20 protein-coding genes and 3 riboswitches are annotated in these 20,866 nt (G+C 40.3%); of the genes, 7 read left to right on the plus strand and 13 right to left on the minus strand.

The genetic code is table 11. From position 1 onward, the window contains the following. Positions 1-19 precede the first annotated feature (19 nt). Entirely contained in the window at positions 20-1,645 is a 1,626-nt protein-coding gene (locus tag ACE1TH_RS09085; RefSeq protein ID WP_375078762.1) for a carbon starvation CstA family protein, read from the plus strand. Between the two features lie 83 nt (positions 1,646-1,728). Here ACE1TH_RS09085 and metE read toward each other — a convergent pair whose 3' ends face one another. Further along, positions 1,729-4,005, minus strand: a complete 2,277-nt coding sequence (gene metE / locus ACE1TH_RS09090; protein ID WP_375078763.1) for a 5-methyltetrahydropteroyltriglutamate--homocysteine S-methyltransferase — start codon at positions 4,003-4,005, stop codon at positions 1,729-1,731. Between the two features lie 147 nt (positions 4,006-4,152). Beyond that, positions 4,153-4,283, minus strand: a riboswitch (cobalamin riboswitch). 51 nt (positions 4,284-4,334) lie between these two features. Beyond that, positions 4,335-4,437, minus strand: a riboswitch (SAM riboswitch). Between the two features lie 185 nt (positions 4,438-4,622). Between metE and ACE1TH_RS09095 the strand changes: the two genes are divergently transcribed. Continuing rightward, on the plus strand, positions 4,623-5,630 hold the full coding sequence (locus ACE1TH_RS09095) for an SEC-C domain-containing protein (protein ID WP_375078764.1): 1,008 nt from the start codon (positions 4,623-4,625) through the stop codon (positions 5,628-5,630). Between the two features lie 26 nt (positions 5,631-5,656). Next, complete coding sequence (locus ACE1TH_RS09100) at positions 5,657-6,085, plus strand: YrvL family regulatory protein (RefSeq protein WP_375078765.1); 429 nt, start codon at positions 5,657-5,659, stop codon at positions 6,083-6,085. Positions 6,086-6,107: 22 nt separating this feature from the next. Here ACE1TH_RS09100 and ACE1TH_RS09105 read toward each other — a convergent pair whose 3' ends face one another. From ACE1TH_RS09105 to ACE1TH_RS09115, 3 genes are all read right to left on the minus strand, one after another. Beyond that, complete coding sequence (locus ACE1TH_RS09105) at positions 6,108-7,619, minus strand: uracil permease (protein ID WP_099300218.1); 1,512 nt, start codon at positions 7,617-7,619, stop codon at positions 6,108-6,110. Positions 7,620-7,637: 18 nt separating this feature from the next. Further along, the gene (locus ACE1TH_RS09110) at positions 7,638-8,234 is read right to left on the minus strand and encodes a xanthine phosphoribosyltransferase (RefSeq protein ID WP_099300217.1); all 597 of its coding nucleotides are present in this window, start codon (positions 8,232-8,234) and stop codon (positions 7,638-7,640) included. An 84-nt stretch (positions 8,235-8,318) separates the two neighbouring features. Then, positions 8,319-8,421, minus strand: a riboswitch (purine riboswitch). Positions 8,422-8,530: 109 nt separating this feature from the next. Then, positions 8,531-8,842 carry a hypothetical protein gene (locus ACE1TH_RS09115; RefSeq protein WP_375078766.1) on the minus strand — a complete coding sequence of 104 codons (312 nt, stop codon included), beginning with the start codon at positions 8,840-8,842 and terminating at the stop codon, positions 8,531-8,533. A 162-nt stretch (positions 8,843-9,004) separates the two neighbouring features. Here ACE1TH_RS09115 and ACE1TH_RS09120 point away from each other — a divergent pair, with 162 nt between their 5' ends. Both ACE1TH_RS09120 and ACE1TH_RS09125 read left to right on the plus strand, forming a co-directional pair. Then, a complete protein-coding gene (locus ACE1TH_RS09120; RefSeq protein WP_375078767.1) occupies positions 9,005-9,931 on the plus strand; it encodes a prenyltransferase in 927 nt (308 codons plus the stop codon). A gap of 22 nt (positions 9,932-9,953) precedes the next feature. Then, positions 9,954-10,703, plus strand: coding sequence for a DUF6081 family protein (locus tag ACE1TH_RS09125; protein WP_375078768.1), 750 nt, complete (start codon positions 9,954-9,956; stop codon positions 10,701-10,703). A 98-nt stretch (positions 10,704-10,801) separates the two neighbouring features. Here the strand turns inward: ACE1TH_RS09125 and ACE1TH_RS09130 are convergent, their stop codons facing one another. Next, a complete protein-coding gene (locus tag ACE1TH_RS09130; RefSeq protein WP_375078806.1) occupies positions 10,802-11,710 on the minus strand; it encodes a DUF6612 family protein in 909 nt (302 codons plus the stop codon). A gap of 69 nt (positions 11,711-11,779) precedes the next feature. Beyond that, positions 11,780-12,469 (minus strand): glycerophosphodiester phosphodiesterase, encoded by a 690-nt coding sequence (locus ACE1TH_RS09135; RefSeq protein WP_375078769.1) that lies wholly within the window; start codon positions 12,467-12,469, stop codon positions 11,780-11,782. A 112-nt stretch (positions 12,470-12,581) separates the two neighbouring features. On the opposite strand from ACE1TH_RS09135, the gene ACE1TH_RS09140 reads away from it, so the two are divergent. Continuing rightward, a complete protein-coding gene (locus ACE1TH_RS09140; RefSeq protein ID WP_141556738.1) occupies positions 12,582-13,808 on the plus strand; it encodes a metal ABC transporter solute-binding protein, Zn/Mn family in 1,227 nt (408 codons plus the stop codon). 48 nt (positions 13,809-13,856) lie between these two features. Here the strand turns inward: ACE1TH_RS09140 and ACE1TH_RS09145 are convergent, their stop codons facing one another. From ACE1TH_RS09145 to ACE1TH_RS09175, 7 genes are all read right to left on the minus strand, one after another. Further along, entirely contained in the window at positions 13,857-14,816 is a 960-nt protein-coding gene (locus tag ACE1TH_RS09145) for a quinone oxidoreductase family protein (RefSeq protein ID WP_375078770.1), read from the minus strand. A gap of 101 nt (positions 14,817-14,917) precedes the next feature. Beyond that, the gene (locus tag ACE1TH_RS09150) at positions 14,918-15,397 is read right to left on the minus strand and encodes an LURP-one-related/scramblase family protein (protein WP_099300209.1); all 480 of its coding nucleotides are present in this window, start codon (positions 15,395-15,397) and stop codon (positions 14,918-14,920) included. A 99-nt stretch (positions 15,398-15,496) separates the two neighbouring features. Beyond that, positions 15,497-16,453, minus strand: coding sequence for a class II fructose-bisphosphatase (glpX, locus tag ACE1TH_RS09155; protein WP_375078771.1), 957 nt, complete (start codon positions 16,451-16,453; stop codon positions 15,497-15,499). A 12-nt stretch (positions 16,454-16,465) separates the two neighbouring features. Further along, positions 16,466-17,092 carry a dihydroxyacetone kinase subunit DhaL gene (gene dhaL, locus ACE1TH_RS09160; RefSeq protein WP_375078772.1) on the minus strand — a complete coding sequence of 209 codons (627 nt, stop codon included), beginning with the start codon at positions 17,090-17,092 and terminating at the stop codon, positions 16,466-16,468. Between the two features lie 18 nt (positions 17,093-17,110). Beyond that, a complete protein-coding gene (locus ACE1TH_RS09165; RefSeq protein ID WP_099300206.1) occupies positions 17,111-18,118 on the minus strand; it encodes a dihydroxyacetone kinase subunit DhaK in 1,008 nt (335 codons plus the stop codon). A gap of 2 nt (positions 18,119-18,120) precedes the next feature. After that, positions 18,121-18,585: a ribose 5-phosphate isomerase B gene (gene rpiB, locus ACE1TH_RS09170; protein WP_375078773.1), complete on the minus strand. Its 465-nt coding sequence runs from the start codon at positions 18,583-18,585 to the stop codon at positions 18,121-18,123. A 91-nt stretch (positions 18,586-18,676) separates the two neighbouring features. Then, complete coding sequence (locus ACE1TH_RS09175; protein WP_306345931.1) at positions 18,677-19,468, minus strand: DeoR/GlpR family DNA-binding transcription regulator; 792 nt, start codon at positions 19,466-19,468, stop codon at positions 18,677-18,679. A 294-nt stretch (positions 19,469-19,762) separates the two neighbouring features. Between ACE1TH_RS09175 and ACE1TH_RS09180 the strand changes: the two genes are divergently transcribed. Continuing rightward, positions 19,763-20,842 (plus strand): MDR/zinc-dependent alcohol dehydrogenase-like family protein, encoded by a 1,080-nt coding sequence (locus tag ACE1TH_RS09180; protein WP_375078774.1) that lies wholly within the window; start codon positions 19,763-19,765, stop codon positions 20,840-20,842. Positions 20,843-20,866 lie beyond the last annotated feature (24 nt).

Below are 20,866 nucleotides of genomic sequence, written 5' to 3' on the forward strand. Positions count from 1 at the left end.
AGAAGGCGAGGGTAACAATATGAATTTTGTCACGCTTATGTTAATTTGTGGTGCTATCTTAATAGTCGCTTATTTTACATACGGAAAATATTTAGAAAAACGATTAAAAATAGACAGTAGTCGTAAAACACCTGCGCATATGTTATACGACGGGAAAGAATACATCCCAACTAAAACTCCTGTATTAATCGGTCACCATTTTACCACGATTGCTGGGGGAGGGCCTATTACTGGTCCAATTGCCGCGATCGTGTTTGGTTGGTTACCTGCTGTAATCTGGATTATGATTGGAAGTATTTTCGTTGGTGGAACTCATGATTATGCATCGCTCCAAGCGTCTGTTCGTCATAAAGCAAAATCAATCGGGGAAGTCATTAAAGAATACATGGGACGACGAGGACAACTCATGTTTCTCTCTTTCGCCATCGCGACACTGATTTTAATTGTGGGCGTGTTTGTCATATTAGTTGCCAATACCTTTGTTTCATTTCCAGGTGCTGCAACGGCTTCATTACTCTTTATCGCGGTTGCTATGGTGTTTGGTGTGCTTGTTAACCAGGTAAGAATGAATCTCATAACAGCAACGATTCTTGGGACGATTGCCATGGTTGGAGCCATTTGGGTGGGTCTTACCTTCCCACTTGAATTAAGCGCAACAGCATGGTCTTTTATTTTAATTATCTATGCGTATTTCGCATCTGTTTTACCTGTTTGGCTCTTGCTTCAGCCACGTGATTATTTGAATTCTTACATGCTATATTTCTTAATTGGTGGTGCTTTTTTAGGACTATTAATCGCTAGACCGACGATTCAAATGCCTGCATTTACTGGGTTTTATAACGACCAACTTGGATTTTTATTTCCAATTTTATTTATTACCATTGCTTGCGGGGCCATCTCGGGCTTCCACTCCCTCGTTTCTTCTGGGACGACTTCTAAACAATTGGACAATGAGAAAAATGGACGCTTTGTTACGTATGGTTCGATGCTTTTAGAGGCGTTCGTGGCTATTATTGCCATTGGTTCGGTTGCTTACTTAACGATGGGGGAATTCTCAGCGCTTATGGCTCAATACAATGATCCAATTAGTGTGTTTTCTTTAGGAATTGGTGAGTTTATGAGCACATGGGGCTTGCCTGTTCAAGCTGGTATTACGTTTACTGCACTAGCAGCGTCCGCATTTCTAATGACCACACTTGACTCTGCTACACGGCTAATGCGGTACACGGTTTCTGAATTAGGCGATAGCATCAATGTTAAACTTTTATCGAATAAGCATTTTGCGACAATTACTGGTTTAATCGGGGCAACCGCCCTTGCATTATCTGGAACATGGCAAACGGTTTGGCCGTTATTCGGAGCCGCAAACCAGATGCTTGGAGCTTTAGCTCTTTTAGCTGTCACGATGTGGCTTGTTAAAACAAAGTCAAAAGCCTTGTTCGTCATCATTCCCATGATTTTCATGTTTATCGTTACAACGAGCGCTCTTCTCGTTATGCTTTACTCGAACTTCATGGCGCAAAACTACTTGCTTTCTGTGATCTGTTTTATCCTTTTCGTAATGTGTGTGTTTCTCGGAATTGAAGGGGCAAGAAGCGCTGGTAAGAAAGATAAGCCAACTGATTCAACAAACTTAAATGCATAAAAAAGATGTACGCTTGCGATCAAGAAGACCTCGAGCGTACATCTCACGCTTATCATTAAATTGATAAGCTTTTTCTTTGTGCGTTACTGAACGAGTTGAGACCGTTTCGCTTTCGCTGCTTTCACCATCGCTTTAAGTGCTTCCACGGTTTCAGCTTCTTTTCTTGTTTTTAAGCCACAGTCTGGATTAACCCAGAAAATGCGTTGATCAAGAACTTGCAGGGCGCGATTAATACTTGTTTCCATTTCTTCTTCTGTTGGTACACGTGGACTATGAATATCATAGACCCCTAGCCCAATCCCTTTGCTATACGTATAGTCTTCAAACGCTGTAATGAGCTCTCCATGACTTCGTGACATCTCGATTGAAATAACGTCTGCATCAAGTCCGTCTATCGCTTGAATAATATCTTGAAAGTCGGAGTAGCACATATGCGTATGAATTTGCGTTTGCGGCTCAACCGATTTTACAGAGAGCTGAAATGCTTTAACAGATTGATTTAAATAGGCTTTCCACTTCTCTCTCTTTAAAGGTAACCCTTCTCTTAATGCAGGTTCATCTACTTGAATGACCGTAATTCCTGCTCTCTCTAAAGCGAGCACTTCTTTTTCCAATGCAAGGGCAATTTGATTCACCACATCTTCTGCTTGTAGGTCAGTCCGTGGAAACGACCAGTTGTAAATCGTGACAGGACCTGTTAACATCCCTTTGACCGGTTTCGATGTTTTCGATTGTGCGACTAATGTTTCTTTGACAGTCATATCGTTTTGGAAAAAGACGTCCCCGAATATAACAGGCGGTTTCACGCATCTTGAACCGTATGATTGAACCCATCCATTTGATGTAAATTCAAAACCACCTAGCTTCTCGCCAAAAAATTCGACCATATCGGTACGCTCAAACTCTCCGTGCACAAGGACATCTAAACCAATCTCTTCTTGAATCTCAATCCAACGCTCAATTTCAGCATTAATAAAGGACTCATAGGCTTCATTCGTAATTTCCCCTTTTCGCCATTGCAACCTCGTTTTTCGAACGTCTGCTGATTGCGGAAAACTACCAATTGTTGTAGTCGGTAATGGCGGGAGTTGAAAGACTTCTTGTTGAAGTTCCATACGTTTATCCGCAGGAACCGCTCTTTTAGAATCTTCCGTTTTGCTGAGATCTAAAGCGGTACGGACTTCTTGGTTTGTGCGACTTGCCGATTGGTTTAACGTATCAATCGCCCGCTTTCCAACTTGTAGCTGTTTCACGTCTTGCTGCTGATTTAAGACTGCTTTAAGTTCATTCAACTCTGCTAATTTTTCTTCAGCAAATGATAAGGCAGCTTTTAAATCTTCAGGCAGCTTTTGTTCATGTTTTAGTGACACTGGCACATGAAGCAAACTACAAGAAGGTTGAAGAATTAATTGTTCTTGCCCAACTATTTTTGAAAGTTCTTCTACCATGGCGTGTGTCTTCGTTAAGTCTGTACGCCAGATGTTTCGACCATCAATTAGCCCAACTGCTAATGTTTTTTCTTTCGGGAATCCATGTTGCTTTAGTTTTTGTAAACTATCACTATAAACAAAATCTAATCCTATACCAGCAACAGGTAGCTTCGTCAAACGACTAAAATCATCAACTCCTTCAAAGTAGGTTTGTAGTAGAAGGTTCGCTTTTGGTGCTGACTCTGAGAACCATGTATAGACTTCTTCAGTAATCGACCATTCTTCCTCACTCATATCCCCAACTAAAATAGGCTCATCTACTTGAATCCACGCTACCCCAGCCTCTGCCAGCTGATTTAAAACGGTTGTATATAAAGGCAATAAGCTTCGAACATGATCAACAAATGAACGACTGCCGTATTGTTTTGATAGCTTAACAAATGTTACAGGGCCCAAGATTACTGGCTTTCCGGTTACCCCTAGTTCTTGCTTCGCTTCTTCAATTAAATCTAACCAGCGATTGTTTACGAGCTCCGGCTCTCTACCATCAAGTTCAGGTACGATATAGTGATAATTTGTGTCGAACCATTTTGTCATTTCAGCAGCAACCGCATGCTCACTGCCTCTAGCAATCGCAAAATACGTATCTAAATCAACGCTTCCACCTTCATAGTCAAAGCGATCAGGTACTAAGCCAAATGCTGTTGCTGTATCAAGTACCTGGTCATAGTGAGAAAAATCGCCGACAGGTATATAGTCAAGCCCTGCATCCTTTTGTTTTTGTAAATGATTCAAACGTAACTCTTTCTGTTTTTTTACGTAGTCGTCTTGCGCTAGTTTTTGATTCCAATAGGCTTCTAAATTTTTTTTCCACTCACGTTGCTCCCCAATTCTTGGAAAACCTAAGCTTGAACTTCTAACTCCACTCATTTTTTCTGCCTCCTCAAATAGTTGTACTCACCATAAAAAAATCCCTTTCAAGAGAAAGGGATAGGAAATATACCAAAAGATCACTAGCGAAAAAATGACAACTAGTTTAAAAGGCATGATTTCCACTCTTCTCTAGATCCGCGTAGAGCTAAGCAGAACGATTCGGCAGGCAATCTGACTTCGCACATACGTGCGTCACAGTGGCGGGACCGTCTTGGATTTTCACCAAGTTCCCCTATTAAGTAGTTGGACACTACACCGTTTCGTTTCACATATGAAATTAAAAAACCCTTTTCAATGAAAAGGGTTTATGCGATCGTATCGCATCCCCCTTATCTGCCAAAGTTCCCTTTGCTGGAATTAGCACCTTTTCCAATCGGAAAGGTTGCTGAAGCTTCGTCGGGCCAGTCCCTCCACTTCTCAATATAAAGAGTGTTTTCTTATGTATGAGTATTCAATTAATTTAGCATAAAGACTGAAAACTGTCAAAACATAATTCATACAAAAGATCCATTTTCATTTACTTAACGACTCAACAACAAAATTAACGGCTGTAAACCCTGCTTTTATGGCGCAAATCTGTTAAACTAAGAAAGTTGACGTAAGGAGGAACATCTATGATAAAGAGAAACGATCCTTGTCTATGTGGCAGTGGGAAAAAATATAAAAAATGTTGCATGCAAAAAGCAGAATCAAAAGCAATTGTCTCTCAAGAGCTTCATCAGTTAGAAACGGAAATGCTTTATACTGCATTTACCCGCTACCAAAAGGAATTAACAAACTGGGTGCAAAGTTACCACCATGTTTACCCAGACGTTGAAGAAAGTGTTACCGAGACCCTTTCAAGTATGCTGCTTGTATGGCTTATTTTCCACAAGCCTATTGAAGCAGACGGGCAAACCATATACGATACATTTCTTGAAAGCAAGTTAAGAAAAATTAAACGTCCACAAACAGCTACTATTATAGAAAGCTGGAAAGGAACAAAACCTGCTGTTCTTGAAGTAGTATCCGTAAATGAAGATCAATGTGAAAGCCTCCATTTATTCACGAATGAACGCTTAACTCACATCATTCCTGACGAACATAAAGACACAGTCGAGCCTGGCTCAACAATTATTGGTTTTCCGGCCAATGGGGAACATGCTATGAGCTTTGTCGGCCCAGTCATTAGCCATGTGCCTGCTAAAACAACGGACATTAAAAACAAAATTGATGCATTCCGTTCAGCTTCTGAAGGAGACAGCTTTACCTCTAAATGGCCCCAGCTTCTTTCGTCGTTACTTGCGGAGAATACGCCTGTCGTGAAAGTTGCCGACGATTTTGAATGGTCATCTGAACAAGTAAAAGAAACGGCCGATATTCTTTTAAGTGGCTTGAAAAAAGACCAACATCCACCGGAAATTGAACAACTCGCTTTAGAAAAATGGCATGCGTTTACTTCAGCTAAAAAAGTAAATATTCGTAAGCCTGAAGCATTTGCAGCTGCAATGGAATATGCGCTACAAGAATTTGCACCGCTTTCCGTTACACAAAAAGCATTAGCTGAAAAATATAACGTTAGTGCGTCAACCATTTCGAGTCGTTCGATTGAAATTACGAACGAATTGCGTCTAGCAGAATAATCTTTGAACAAAAGAAGGTCTGATTTATGCGGAAACCATCCCTTCAAACAGTGATAGGAATTGCTTTGCTCCTAATTGTTGTACTCGGATTTATATTTGTCCTGTACTATTTTGGCATGATTAGTCTGTTTTACCTTTTGGGAATAGAATATCGGTCGCTTTGGTCTTTAGCCTGGTTCGTCATTCTATTTCTTGTAAGTGGTGTAATCATCGAAATGATAACGAAGAGCCTCATTTATACCGTTGTGCCTAAGGTAAAACGCTATTCGCTACAAAAAGTATGCGAAATTACAATCCAGTTTGTGTTTATTTTTCCGCTTATTCATTTCCTTGAACGATTGTTTACATCGATAACGATTCCCGTTGTTACACAAGCGGCACTGGCATTTCTTATTGTTACGATTGAAACACTCATAGAAAATAAAGATTATACAAAACGAAATAAACCCATTTGAGTATCCTCAAATGGGTTTTTCGTTACGCAACGTTTTCTATTTTTTGATCGACCTCTACAGTTACCTTCTTTGATTCTCGATATCCAATGTAAACAAAGAAAAGACCGATTAACAGATAGCCGATTGTATAATCAAACGCAGCATTTACTGCTAACGAAGGGGCGTGCATAAAACCAAAGAAGGAGAGAAGCGCACCAATCGCTGAAAAGATCCCTGCTTTATAGAAGTCTTTGTCAATTAAAAAGACGGTGATAGCGCCTAAAATAATCGCTGTAAACATGGCACCTTGTCCAAGTGGGACAATTCCTTCAGAAATGCCTGCGACAACATCAGGTGCTTGATTGTTAAAGCGTGTCATCATATAGTTCGCAATATAAGGAAGCATCGCTAAAGCAATGGCTGGATAGTAACGCTTTGCATTGTTTGCAAACGTACTTCCGATCATTGACATCCCTACAAAGACTAGAATTGGGGCAACCGCAGCCATTGGAATTAATGCCGAAAAGGCACCAATCAAACCAGTAATGGAAGCAAGGGCGAAAACCCCAGCATTTAAAAGACTATAGCCACGACCAGCACCTAGCTGTTTGGCTCCCACAGTTGCAATATAAACCGTTGTCGGGAACATGCCGCCAAAACAAGCACCAAGCATAGCACCTATTCCATCTACTGCTTGACACTCTCGAACATCATAAGAATCCCCAGCAGCTGACATCGCATCCACATTATTCATTGTTTCAATCGCATTATAAATCGTAATCGGAATTAAAATCCCTAATAACCCGATCAGTGCACCAAAGAGATACGTCATCCCTTCAAAAGCGGCAAGGGTTGGTAAAAATGGATAAAAGCCGACGTTGCTTAACGCTTCTGTTACATCACTACTAGTTTGGTAACCAAGGACAAAGGCCAAAGCGACACCAACAATAATGGCAAATAAAGAGGCTGGAATGTTAAACGGCAACGCAACTTTCGCCACAAACCCTAGTAAAATTACCGCCATGGCTACAAGACCAATAATCGGAATTTCAAAAACAGAAAACAACATTTCTCCAGCAACAAAGGTAAACGCAACACCGGCCAAAGCTCCTAATAGCGCAGGTCTTGGCGTATGTTTTCGAACCCAGTTTCCAAAGAATGCGACAAGTGCCTCTACAAGACCTGATAAAAATGCAGCAGCGACCGCAATTTTCCATGCTAATTCATGATCGTTTGTTAACGCTAAAGCTGGCGCTGTCACACCAAACAAAAAGACAAACATAACAGGTGTGGATACACCATAGGATAAGGCTGTCACATCTGTACGATTTTCCTTCTGCGCTAACCGCTTTGCCATATGGGCGTAATAGACATTTCCTGCAATGACAGCGACTGCAACACCAGGTATGATTCGACCGAAGACAAGATCGGTTGAAAAGCCCATCGCTAAAAGCGACACGGTGATGACAACAAAATTTGCTAAATTGTTCTGAAAGAGTGCAAAAAACGCATCGATATCTTGTCTTTTAAATAATGGATAATGTACTTGATTCACGTTGTCTCTCACCCTTCGTTAGTTGTTTTGTGCAACTGGCTCTTCTACGAACGTCACAGTAGACTGTTCAAGTGAAGCAATACGTGCGAGAGATTCAATCCGTAGTCCTCTTTCTTCAAGCTTTTTTCGTCCATTTTGGAACGATTTTTCTATCACAATACCGACACCTACGACTGAAGCACCAGCTTGTTCAACAATATTGATTAGGCCTGACGCCGCTTCTCCATTTGCGAGAAAATCGTCAATCAGTAAAACCCGATCCCCTTCTTCAATTAAATCTTTAGAAACCGTCACCTCGGAATATTCCTGTTTGGTAAAGGAATAGACGCGACTGGAATAGACATTGGCTTGATTCATTGTGACCGATTTTTTCTTACGTGCGAAAATTAACGGCGTTTGTAATTGATGCGCACACATAAAACTAGGCGCAATTCCGGAAGACTCAATCGTAATAACCTTTGTTACCTGTTCATCTTGAAATAAACGAGCAAATTCTAACCCAATTTCAGTCATTAACTGAGTGTCGACTTGATGATTAAGAAATTGATCTACTTTAAGGACTCCTGTAGATAGTACGGTTCCTCGTTCAATAATGGCATCTTGTAATTGTTTCATGTTTCACCCTCCTAAAATATAAAAAAGCCGAAAGATAAACGGTTTAACCGAGTGATCTTTCGGCTTCTCAACATTAAAAAAAGCGCGCAAAAAATGATCACCCGTAGTCAGACCGTTAAATGGCAGTCTGGTAGAGACTCGCGGACCGTATTACCGCTATTATACGAGTAGCATATATTATTCGTATTTCCTAATTCCTAATGGGTACATTATAAAGAAGAACTCCGTAAATAGAAAGGCTTTTTTTGCAGAAAATGTTTCTAAAAAAAGAAAAACCGGTTACATACACCGATTTTTCATTTCTTCCATTTAATTGCAGTTGGTTTTAAACAACGGCGACACTCAAAATCGATTGTTAATGTATGGATCGTTGACGTCGCTTCACAATGTGGACAAGTAACCGTTTGAACACGTAATAAGGAAATTCCTAAGCTCAATATTGAGACCATTAAGATTAAGAACGCTTGTACCATACTTCCAGATTGTGTGGCTGCAACCATAATTCCAATAACAACACCAGTTAAACCGAGGAGGGCCATCACTATTTTTCCTAACCGTAGAAAAACAGGCAATTTTTTTCGTTGGATAACCATATCTGTATGTTCCATGTTTTCTCCTACTTTCTAAAAAATAAAGCGATTTCTTCTACTACTAGCATAGCACAACAGTAAGTTTTTCCAAACCACTAATCTGCAAGCGTATTTCATTGTGAAATGAATCGCTAAAGTGTATAGTCTACATTGGACTGCTTGTCGGTCTGTTCGTTGGAGGTGAACACTATACAAACCCTTAAGTTTTGGTTAAAAGCTGCTAGAGCACGCGTACTACCTGTTATGATTTTACCTGTCGTAATTGGTTCTGTTGCGGCATTCGCTTGGGAGCAAACCTTTTATCCTTTCTATTTTATCCTTACATTAGTCGGCGCACTCGCTGCGCATTTATTTTCAAATATGATTAATGACCTTTGGGATTTCCGTAATGGCGTTGATGAGAAAGCAGAGCAATCAGAAGAGTCCATCTCTACAAATTCTCGCTTGCTCGCAAACAAGAAAGTTTCTATTTCGACATTCGCATTTGTCACATGGAGCTTGTTCGCAATCGCTTTTGCTGCTGGTATCCTTTTAGCCCTATTTCGTGGGTGGGAGTTGCTTTTATTTGCCTTAGCTGGCGGATTAATTGCCTATTTCTATGTTGCTCCTCCTTTAAAATTTGGTTATCGCGGAAAAGGCTACAGCGAAATCGCCATTTTTCTCGCTTTTGGTGTGTTACCCATAACAGGAAGTTATTTTGTTATGACGCAATCTTTACCCATTGATGCGTTTCTACTCTCCATTCCAATTGGGCTATTAACAACACTTATTTTATTTAACCATCATTTTCTACACTGGCGCGCAGATCAAGCGGCTGGTAAGAAAACGTTAGTCGTCGTATGGGGAGAGCAAGGCGGACTTCGCTTTTCAAAAACGTTGGCCGTTCTCGCATTTACATCAATTCCGATTTTGAGTCTTATTGGTGTACTGCCTTGGTATGCAAACCTTGCCTTAATCGCAGCCATTCCATTCGCAAAAACGTATCAATCGTTAGCAGAAACAAACCCTAGTCCTGTGTACGGTCAATTAATGGGTGCTTCCTTGAAAGCAACGATTCGTACTGGCTTAATCATTATTGTATCTCTATTACTTAACGGATTTATTTAACGATATAGGAGTGTGACACGAAATGAAAAAAATATTAGGTAACTTCGACACCATTTTATCAAGCGAAGAAACATGGAAAATTGGCGGGTTCCCACTTCCGGACGGCTCATTTTGGAGCTATAGAGAACCTGAAGCAGTCGTCATTGTTCGCAACGGAATTCTTTACGTGCGTGCACCTTTATCAAACCAGCATGACTCAATTCAAATTTTAGATAATGCCAAGCATATGTATTACTCTGCTGAACCTGTTGTAGTCCCAGAGGAAGGTCAAATTGAAATAGAGCTCGACATTAAAGCTCGTACAAAGGACACAACGCCAGGAGATCTTTATGATGGCTATGTTTCGTTTAATCTTCTTGATTTCACAACTGGAGCTGCACTAGATTTCTTTGCTACAGACGATCAATATTCATCTGTTTATGGAATTCTACCTTTCCCAGGCGTTAATGTTCCAGATACCGGTAAAACGAAATACTTTTGCTTATTTAAAGAAGCGCAGGAACACTTTAAACCACAGGACTTCAATCGTTATAAAATTATCTATGACCGAAAAAATGATGAAGCGATTTTCTATGTAAATGGCCATGAAGTGAGAAGAGAAACACAAATCCCTGTTAAATTAAATCAGTTTACCATTGCATTAGGAATTATGACGGAAAAAGACCTTACGAATGAAGGAAGTGTTTCCGTTCATGGTCAAACCGTTATTGGCGAATACTCTCCAGTAACTGTCACGTACCACGATGGAAATTCATCACAAAGCGAATCATAATTCGAAACAAACGTTGAGATTGCTTTAGTCCCCTGCTTATTAAAAAAGACGATTGATCTTTTATAGAATCAATCGTCTTTTCCTATTAGTATCGAGCTCTACATATCATCTGTTTCATCAATGTTAAAGTCACCAAATTCTTCCCCAAGATCAACGGAATTCTCGATAACTTCATCAGGAATATCAATGGAATCAATTTCATTATACATGGAATAGGTCCCGTCTATATCCATTGTGAAACTCATCGATTCGCCATCTTCCTCCATCATCATGTCTACATTCATAACTACTGATTGTTGACGGAAAGTCTCTTGGTCGATAACAAGAGAATAACTCATATTTTCAATCTCCATGTTTTCCATCATCATCTCAAGCTCTTCTTGAGGGAGAGCCATTTCATTTTGACCTCCCATATCCATATACCAATAAATAAGCTCTTGAACCTCTTCGTTATTTCCTTCCATTGAAATCACGTAGGTGTTGTCTTCTTCCGTCATCTCAATTTGGTCCATCATGTCGCGCAACATTTGTAGTTGCTCTTGCTCATCAACTTGAAGCTCCTCTTCCATTTCCATTTCGTCGCTAATGTCCATACTCATCCATTCTCCACCTAATGGACTTTGCATATAAAAGTTTCCATCGACAAAATACTGATCCATTCCTATATCAACGCCAAGCTCTGAGGCAGATATCGTTGTACTCATTTCAAATGCAAGGGGATCGGCGATTGCATCAATCATCGTATTTAATCCAACCTGCATCGATTCATTTCCATCTTCACCGTCAGCCTCTACATCGTAGGTCATGTCCATTTCAGTTCTAAAACTATTAACGTCATTCATTGCATCCTCAGTCCGTTGCAACACTTCTTCAATTGAAAGGGATTCGTTTTCTTGAACCTCTTCATTCGTATTCGCGTCTTCCGTTCCAGCTTCTCCACCAGTTTCGTCTCCGCCACATGCCACAAGCATCAGTGTGCTAGCTGGCGCAACGAGTAACCACGTCATTTTTTTCAATGTATAGCCCTCCACAACATACTTTTGTCTATAGTACTTCCTACCCGGACTTTGGTTGTTTTAAACGAACGCCCCTCCTTTATCAAGCGCTTTAATTGTGACTGAAACGTGCTCATAACGTAAACATCTTTTTATTTGTCTAGTTTTTGTTAAATGATACACAACTAATCGCACACCTTCTTGGGCACATCTTTTTGCAAAACGATTGGTAAAAAAGCGATAATTTATCGTAAGCACCCCAACTTGATTTTGCTTCATTCTTGAAAAAATTGCATGTGTCGGTCGACGTTGTATATAGCCTAATTGAACGTCTGAACACAATTCTCGTACGAAATCAATTTTCTCCAGATCAAACGAAATGAGTTGTGCTTCTTTCATCATGCCTACTTTATTTAAGCTCTCTAGAACTTTTTTTTCTAAATGTTGATTAGTCGATAGGCCTTTTAATTCAATAATTGGCTTGGCTCTTCCCTTTAAGAACAAGAGCGTCTCGTGCAACGTTGGAATTTTTCCAGTTTCAAACACGCTTAATTCTTTTAATGCTTTTACACTTAAATCCTTTACATAACCAGACCCATTCGTTACTCGATTGACTTTTTCATCATGTATAACAACCGGGATATTGTCAGAACTTAAGTGCACATCGAATTCAATCGTTCGACACCCACATTTTATCGCTTCTTCAAAAGCCTTCAGCGTATTTTCAGGATAAAGGCTAGAAAACCCGCGATGTGCAATGACTCTTTCCAACTATTACACCTCCCATGCAAATCATTCGAGCTTACCCCTTCACAAATAAGAACGATTACGATATAATGCAGTGGATTACACAAAACGTAATTCTTACGGTTAGGAGCGCAAGATGAAGAAAACATTATTACTAACAGTTAGTCTATCTGTTACAGCAATGCTTGCTGCATGTGGCAACGACCAAGGAACTGATGACCATACAGAACAATTACTTATAAAAACATCTATTTTTCCTTATCAAGATTGGACGACTGCGATTGGAGGAGATTATGTTGATGTTGAAAACATCGTCCCTGCAGGAGCAGACGCTCACACATATGAACCGACCCCTCAAGAAATGATTGAAGTCGCTGATGCCGACATCTTTATTTATAACGGCGCAGAACTTGAACCTTTTGCTGATAGCATTTTATCTGCTATTGAAAACCAAGATGTTCACATTTTAGAAGGTAGTGCACAAACCCACTTAATCCCTAGTGATCATGACCACGAGCATGGCGATGAGCATGACATTTCTCCACTTGTTAATGAAGGAGATGTGCAAATAAACGGAATTCAAGACCATTACCATAGTGACGATAGTGCTACATTAACTGTCGATGATGAAGGGGATTGGTATTGGTACACAAGTACGGATAACGAAAATTGGGATCGAGTGACAGAAGAGCCTACTAATGAGTATTCTTTCACAACCAATCATAATGGTCTACATGTTCAAGCGGTCCAATATGACGAAAACGAAGAAGTGAGTGCAACAAGTGATACTGTTCAAATTATCATTGACGATCATGATGACCATGACCATAATCATGGAGATTATGATCCCCATGTCTGGTTAGACCCGATTCGTTCCATTGAAATCGCCCAAAGTATAAGAGACACACTCACTGAACTAATGCCTGAACAAGAAGACTATTTTAATGAAAATTTTCAAGCACTTGAAGCGCAATTCCATGAATTAGATGAAGCATTCGTTAATACAGTTGAAACAGCTACACACGATACATTTATTGTCTCACATGCCGGCTATGGGTATTGGGAGCAGCGCTATGGATTAAACCAAATCGGTATTGCTGGAATTTCACCAACAAGTGAACCATCGCAAACAGAGCTTATTCAAACGGTTGAAAAAGCGCAAGAACTGGGCTTACATTACGTTTTATTTGAACCAAACATTACGCCACGGGTATCTGAAATTGTTCAAGATCATTTAGACGCTGAAGCACTGCAAATCCATCCACTTGAATCGCTAACAGAAATAGATAAAGAGAACGATGAAGACTATTTCTCCTTAATGAGAAGCAATGTCGAGACATTAGAACAAGCTCTGAATGAGTAATATTTCCTAATCACAAGTACAACAACGATATTCGTTGTTGTACTTTTTTCATTTCCCTAATTCACTTATTTTTAACAAAACTTTTCCTGTATGGTGTCGACTTTTTACATACGCATACGCTTCTTGAGCATCTGCTAATAAAAAGGTTTTATCTGTCGCTAGTACTAACTCTCTCTTTTCTAGTAAATTTAGTACATCAGCGGCGATTTCTTCTACTACATTTGGTCGGTACTTACGGGTCGTTCCGAAGCTAAATCCTTTTATTGTTCGACAGCTTTTATGTACATCCACATTTGTAAATACACTTCGTTGGCCGCTCGCATTGTCAAATTGAATCAGTGTTCCAAAACGAGCGAGGACATCTAAACTATCTTGCGTAACTTGACCAGCAACACTATCAAAAACAACTGAAACACCAACATTATTTGTCACATGTAGCGTCTCTTCTTTAAACGCATTATACGTAAATACATGAGTCGCTCCTGCGTTATAAACAGCAGCTGCTTTGCTGAGATTCCCTACCGTACCAATAATCGTTTGTACGCCTAAATTTTTTGCTAATTGAATGATCGTTGTCCCTACCCCGCCTGAAGCAGCATGAACAATCATTGTATCTTCCGGGAGAAGCTTATGAATTTTTTGCGTTAAAAAATAACTAAGAAAGGTTACAATCGGTGCCGCGGCAGCCTGTTCCCACCCAATCTCAGCTGAAATCGGAAACACAAGAGCCTCCGTCGCAATCGCAAACTCTGCATGTCCACTTGTAAAAGGAAATGCCATGACGCGATCGCCTGTCTTCACTTTAGATACCTTGTCGCCAACTTTCTCAACGATCCCTACACAATCCAACCCTAATACAGCTTTCGAACCTGACCTGATTTGTTTTAAGTCAGCAAAATTCAAGCTCGACATTACGACTCTTATTCTTACTTCCCTCGCTCCAGGCTCAGGTTTTACATTCTCTGAAACAATGACTTCACCTTTCTTATCTAACGTAACAGCACGCAATCTGATCGCCTCCTATGAACTAAGTATAGCGAAAGATACGTCATAGGTAACGCTCAAAAAAATGAGTGCAATTGATTTGTTTTACTTATCATCTAAGGAATTTAGTTGTTATTTTTATTTTGGTGATGAACCATATCGAGAACAATCATTAGCGCAATACTAATCGTTTCATGCTTAGGATCTTGAACATGAAGATGATACGTATCCCCCCAACTTAACCATTGCTTCTCAACCGACATAATTTCGTTGTTTCCATCTTTGACAGCATAATGATGATCAAACAAACTTCCTTCAATCGACCAATTAAGTGGTTCAATTTGATAACGAGCTCGAAAAAAACTCATTTTTTTCGCCACCACACATAATTCTTTTTCTTCGTTCAAAATTGCATAACGAGGCATAAACGACATCACCTGTTGTTTAATCTGCAAGACTGGCGTTCCTTCTGTTGTTGTGATCGCCAATTGATTACCAATTGAAAAAAACTTCCCGTCCACTTTATAGACCGGGCTCTTTTCACCATTGAAAACCGTAAACTGATCCCGAAAAGAAAAGATTCGTTGTTTAATATAAAAGTCCATTTCAACCCCTCCGTATGTTCTATTTTACGAAACGGCTTAAAAAAAGATTCAAAAAAAACCCCAGATCAAGCAGGCGCTCGTCTGGGGAAGCAAGAATGTTCACGTATGGCTCAATCGCTTTGGCGAATGTGTTGTTTGTAAAATGCGAATGCTTTTATGAACGCCATCCACCATAAACGTTTCCGTTAGCAGTTGATCACCTTGCGCTGGACTAACGCCATTTACAAGTAACCCATCTGTGACCCCTGTTGCCACGAAGAAACAATCATCTGAAGCGACTAAATCATCAAGCTGTAAAAGTTGCGTCGGATTTTCAAGCCCCATTCGTTTACAACGAGCAAACTCCTCGTTATTCTCCGGTAGTAAACGCCCTTGAAAGTCTCCTTCTAAAGAGCGAATGGCAGCTGCCGCAACGACGCCTTCGGGTGCACCACCTGTACCAATAAACAAGTCTACATGTAATCGCGGTAAACATGGCGCTAAAGCAGCCGTCACATCGACTTCTTGAAACAATTTGACTTTTGCACCTATTGCTCGTGCTCGCTCAACCAAGTCAGTATGCCGATGTCGATCCTGTACAATAACGGTTACATCATGGAGTGACTTCTGTTTGGCTTTGGCAACGGCTCTAATGTTGTCTTCAATTGGAGCATCTAAATGAATTTGTCCTTTTGCTTCAGGACCAACGGCAATTTTTTTCATGTACATATCAGGCGCATGAAGCAGTTTTCCGCTTGGGGCTCCAGCCAGTACCGCTATACAGTCGCCTTGCCCTTTTGAAAAAGGAGTCGTGCCATCTAATGGATCAACAGCAAGATCAATGCATTCCCCTTGACCGGTTCCTACTTTTTCGCCAATAAATAACATCGGCGCTTGATCCATTTCCCCTTCTCCGATCGCGATACGCCCATTAAAGGAGATTTTGTTCAACGCTTGACGCATTGCTTCCGTGCTGGCTCGATCAGCCTCTATCTTATTCCCTTTCCCAATCCAAGGATACGACGATACAGCAGCCACTTCTGTTACATTGGCCATCGAAAAAACAAGGTCTCTCATTTCATCACACCTTTATACTTTTTCTAGTGCACGAATTGACTCACAGAACGTCTCGAATAAAAAGAATGCAGAAGCAGCACCAGGATCAATTGCCCCAACTGAACGATCACCTAAACGGCTAGAACGACCTACGTTTGAATGCATCTGCTTCGTCAACTCCATTCCTTCTCTTGCCGCAGCAAGCGCACCATCCATATCAAAGTCTTTCTCCGAATCCCGTAAAAATGCTGCTAGGGGTGCTAACGTATCCACCATCGTTTTATCGCCAATTTTTGCACCACCACGATATTCAATCCCTTCTGAGAAAGCAATCCAGAACGATTTTACATCTGTTAGGGAGAGCTCCTCTACTCCCTTCAACCCTTTTCCAGCCTGTAAGAATCCCGTTGCGTACAAAGGTCCAACAGATGAACCAACTGCATTAAGGAATGTCATCGCCACTTCTTTACAAATAACGCTAATGTCAGTCTCATTAGTTAGTTCCACCACTTGCTTTCCAATCGCCTTCCAACCAATGACCATTGTGACACCGTGGTCACCATCGCCTAATTGACGGTCAAGTTCACATAGATAATCGCGTTCTTGTACCATTCGTTCTTGCATGGCGATGAGCGCATTTTTAAAATCAATCGCTTTCATTTTTCATCACTCCTCTAGTTAAACTTGAGCATACATTGGGCAATTTGCTGGTGCCTGCATACATTCTTTTAACTCTTCATCTACTTTCATAATCGTAATGGAACTTCCACCCATTTCAAGTGACGTACTATAATTCCCGACATAACTTTTAAAGATGTGAATCCCACGTTCACTTAAACGTTGCTCCACACGACGGAACATAATATACAATTCCATATGCGTCGTTGAACCTAACCCGTTTATTAAGACCGCTACTTCGTCGTTTTTCTTTAATTCCACATCCGCTAAAATATCGTTGACAAGACGGTCAGTCACTTCATCAGCTGTCGCTAAAGGCCCTTTTTCAATCCCCGGTTCACCGTGATGACCTAAGCCAATCTCCATCTCATTGTCTTCTAAATGAAAACTAGGTTGCCCAGTCTGTGGCAATGAACATGGAGATAAACCAACGCCCATACTTCGAACCCATTCATTTGCTTTTGTTGTTTTGCGAACGACTTCTTCTACAGAGTCTCCCTTTGCAGAAGCAGCGCCAGCTACTTTTGTAATAAAAAATTCACCCGCAATTCCTCTGCGCTTATGCTTTTCACTTGCTGGAGCGGAGGCCACATCGTCGCGCACAACAATAGAGTGTACATGAATATCATGCTCAAGGTCGGCTAAATCAGATGCCATTCCAAAGTTCATAATATCTCCAGCATAATTCCCATAGATGTAAATCATTCCAGCATCTTTATTTATCGCTTCTGTTGCTTCCAAAATTGGTTGTGGCGGCGGAGAAGCAAAAATATTCCCAACGGCTACACCGTCAGCCATCCCTTCACCAATATAGCCCATAAAAGCAGGCTCATGACCTGAACCCCCTCCTATAACGACGCCAACTTTCCCTTCCGTATCTAACGCTGCTTTTGATACGAGCGCTCTGCCGCTTTTTCCTACACGGGCAATCTGCTGTGGGAATGCTTTTACATAGCCTTCTATCATTTCGTCGACAACATAATCTGGATCGTTTACGAGTTTTTTCATATCTATGACCTGCTTTCTTGCTGAATATAGATGTCTTCTTGATCGGTAATCTGTTGAATTTTTCGAGCTGACGCGCCACCTTCAAACTGAACGTTTAAATATACCTCTAACACTTTTTTTGCTACCTCAGGTCCAATAATTTTTGCGCCCATGGTAATAATTTGCGCATTATTACTTAATTGTGCTCTTTCTGCAGAGTAAGTATCATGGCACAAAGCAGCTCGAATTCCTGGGACTTTTCCTGCTGCGATTGCGACACCAATCCCTGTACCACATACAAGCACACCTCTATCGACCTTCCCGCTTTTAATATCATCAGCAACTCGAAAAGAAACATCTGGATAATCAACCGCTTCACATGAATAACAGCCATAATCCTCAACATTAAACCCGTTATTTATCATAAATTGTTTTAATTCTTCTTTTAATTCGAACGCATTGTGGTCTGAGCCAATTGCAATCTTCATACATTGTAACCCCTTTCAAATTCTTGGGTTCATTTTCACACAATTGCGTTCAGTTTGTCAATCGTTTACTTTTGTTTATTATCGTTTATGATCATTTAACATTGATAATGTCTACCTTTTCGCGTTCTAAAACCGTTTTTAATTCACCTGTAATGTCTTTATTTGTGATGATTGAAGAGATATTCCTTATCTCTGCAAACGTTGAGATGGATGTTTTCCCTATTTTTGTTGCATCGATAAGCGCAACGACTTTGTGAACTTTTTCGACCATTTTCTTTTTCAGCTCTACTTCATACACATTAAAGTCCGTTAATCCAGCATGTAGTGAGAATCCATTTGCTGATGTGAAAAAGTAATCCACATTGATTTGGTCCAAGATAGATATACCAAGAACGCCTTCTAATGAACTTGAATTTTTTCTTAGAACACCGCCTAATAAGATTACCGTTATGGAATCATGATCTCGAAGTTCTAAAGCCGTGTAAATACCGCTCGTAACAACCGTTAATCGTAACGACATGTTGTTTAAGATCTTTGCAAGTTCTAGTGCGGTTGAGCTTGCGTCTAGCAAAATACAGTCGCCATCGCTTAAAAATTTGCTCGCTTCTTGTGCAAGGAGCGTTTTTTCTACTGTGTTTTGTGCTTGACGATACGTAAAGCTTGTCTCCACTTCACTTACTGGAGGTAGATCTTCTAATAAGATTGCCCCTCCATGCGTACGCTCTAACTTCCCTAGCTTTTCTAATTCATTCAAATCCGCTCGTAACGTTGCTTCAGATACTTTTAGTTCGGTAGATAATTCTTTCACTGTGATTCGTTTTTTATCTTTTAATGCAGTCATTATTGAATCTCTTCGTTCCGTCATAAACATTTTATTCATCATGTGACCCACCTTTATCTACATTGCACGCCTTACATTAGTTTACTATATTTGCGAAACCTATGCTTATTGTATATGAAAAAGTCATAATATGAAAATAATCAAAAGTAAACAATAAAAATTATTGACATCCATTGTAATGGTGTTATGATTTAAGGAACAAATGAATGAAAACGCTTACTGTATTTTTTGCTTTACTTTCATTTGTTATTATTCTGAGTTTTTAACAAAATGCGATTTACATATACATGCTTTTTGTTATAAAGACATTCTCACTTAAAATGGAGGAATGCAATTATGTGTAACCAAATTGCAGAAAAAATGAAAGCCGTTGTTGCTTACGGTCCAAAAGACTATCGCTTAGAAGAAGTCGATGTTCCGACCTTAGAAAACGATAAAGAAATTATTGTGAAAGTCGAAGCAACCGGAATTTGTGCAGGTGATATTAAAGCATTTGAAGGAGCTCCAAGTTTTTGGGGAGATGAGACGCAGCCTGCTTATATAAAAGCACCGATGATACCCGGACATGAGTTTATTGGACATGTTGTAGCCAAAGGAGACGCTGTCACAGATTACGAAATTGGTGATCGAATTATCTCTGAGCAAATTGTTCCTTGTTGGGCATGTCGGTTCTGCAATCGCGGACAATACTGGATGTGCGAAAAACACGATTTATATGGCTTCCAAAACAATGTAAACGGTTCAATGGCTGAATATATGAAGTTTACAAAAGAAGCGATCAACTACAAAGTACCTGATAAACTTCCTATTGAAAAAGCAATCTTAATTGAGCCTTATGCATGCAGTATGCACGCTGTTAACCGCGGTAGAATTGAGCTTGGTGACACCGTTGTCCTTTCAGGAGCAGGAACATTAGGCCTTGGAATGATTGGTGCAGCTAAAAAATCTGGTGCAAAAACACTAGTAGTTCTTGACTTGATCGACGAGAGGCTTGAACTGGCGAAGAAATTTGGGGCTGATATCGTTCTTAACCCTGCCAAAGATGATGTGGTTAGCATTATTAAAGAGATGACAGAAGGATATGGATGTGACGTTTACATTGAAGCAACCGGGCATCCTAAGTCTGTTGAACAAGGATTGAGTATGATTCGTAAACTCGGTCGCTTTGTGGAATTCAGCGTGTTTAAAGACCCCGTAACCGTTGATTGGAGTATTATTAGTGATCGTAAAGAACTGGATGTTCTTGGTTCGCACTTGGGACCGTATTGTTACCCACTAGTCATTGACGGTATTTCAAATGGAGATTTGCCTACAGAAGGCGTAGTGACGCATCAACTAGCTTTGGATGATTTTGCAGAAGGCTTTGAACTTATGAAGAACGGTTCTAAATCTTTAAAGATTATTTTAAAACCTTAACGCACAAATCCACTCCAAAGGAGG

The sequence above is a fragment of the Shouchella sp. JSM 1781072 genome (assembly GCF_041949915.1).
Classification (GTDB): Bacteria; Bacillota; Bacilli; order Bacillales; family Bacillaceae_D; genus Shouchella.

What these genes read in the sequence shown, in the direction of transcription:
- ACE1TH_RS09140 (WP_141556738.1), top strand. Translation starts at nt 12,582, where the DNA reads ATGAAGAAAACATTATTACTAACAGTTAGTCTATCTGTTACAGCAATG.
- ACE1TH_RS09125 (WP_375078768.1), top strand. Translation starts at nt 9,954, where the DNA reads ATGAAAAAAATATTAGGTAACTTCGACACCATTTTATCAAGCGAAGAA.
- ACE1TH_RS09130 (WP_375078806.1), bottom strand. Translation starts at nt 11,710, where the DNA reads ATGACGTGGTTACTCGTTGCGCCAGCTAGCACACTGATGCTTGTGGCA.
- ACE1TH_RS09100 (WP_375078765.1), top strand. Translation starts at nt 5,657, where the DNA reads ATGCGGAAACCATCCCTTCAAACAGTGATAGGAATTGCTTTGCTCCTA.
- ACE1TH_RS09085 (WP_375078762.1), top strand. Translation starts at nt 20, where the DNA reads ATGAATTTTGTCACGCTTATGTTAATTTGTGGTGCTATCTTAATAGTC.
- metE (WP_375078763.1), bottom strand. Translation starts at nt 4,005, where the DNA reads ATGAGTGGAGTTAGAAGTTCAAGCTTAGGTTTTCCAAGAATTGGGGAG.
- ACE1TH_RS09115 (WP_375078766.1), bottom strand. Translation starts at nt 8,842, where the DNA reads ATGGAACATACAGATATGGTTATCCAACGAAAAAAATTGCCTGTTTTT.
- ACE1TH_RS09150 (WP_099300209.1), bottom strand. Translation starts at nt 15,397, where the DNA reads ATGGACTTTTATATTAAACAACGAATCTTTTCTTTTCGGGATCAGTTT.
- ACE1TH_RS09110 (WP_099300217.1), bottom strand. Translation starts at nt 8,234, where the DNA reads ATGAAACAATTACAAGATGCCATTATTGAACGAGGAACCGTACTATCT.
- ACE1TH_RS09180 (WP_375078774.1), top strand. Translation starts at nt 19,763, where the DNA reads ATGTGTAACCAAATTGCAGAAAAAATGAAAGCCGTTGTTGCTTACGGT.
- dhaL (WP_375078772.1), bottom strand. Translation starts at nt 17,092, where the DNA reads ATGAAAGCGATTGATTTTAAAAATGCGCTCATCGCCATGCAAGAACGA.
- rpiB (WP_375078773.1), bottom strand. Translation starts at nt 18,585, where the DNA reads ATGAAGATTGCAATTGGCTCAGACCACAATGCGTTCGAATTAAAAGAA.
- ACE1TH_RS09165 (WP_099300206.1), bottom strand. Translation starts at nt 18,118, where the DNA reads ATGAAAAAACTCGTAAACGATCCAGATTATGTTGTCGACGAAATGATA.
- ACE1TH_RS09095 (WP_375078764.1), top strand. Translation starts at nt 4,623, where the DNA reads ATGATAAAGAGAAACGATCCTTGTCTATGTGGCAGTGGGAAAAAATAT.
- ACE1TH_RS09175 (WP_306345931.1), bottom strand. Translation starts at nt 19,468, where the DNA reads ATGATGAATAAAATGTTTATGACGGAACGAAGAGATTCAATAATGACT.
- glpX (WP_375078771.1), bottom strand. Translation starts at nt 16,453, where the DNA reads ATGAGAGACCTTGTTTTTTCGATGGCCAATGTAACAGAAGTGGCTGCT.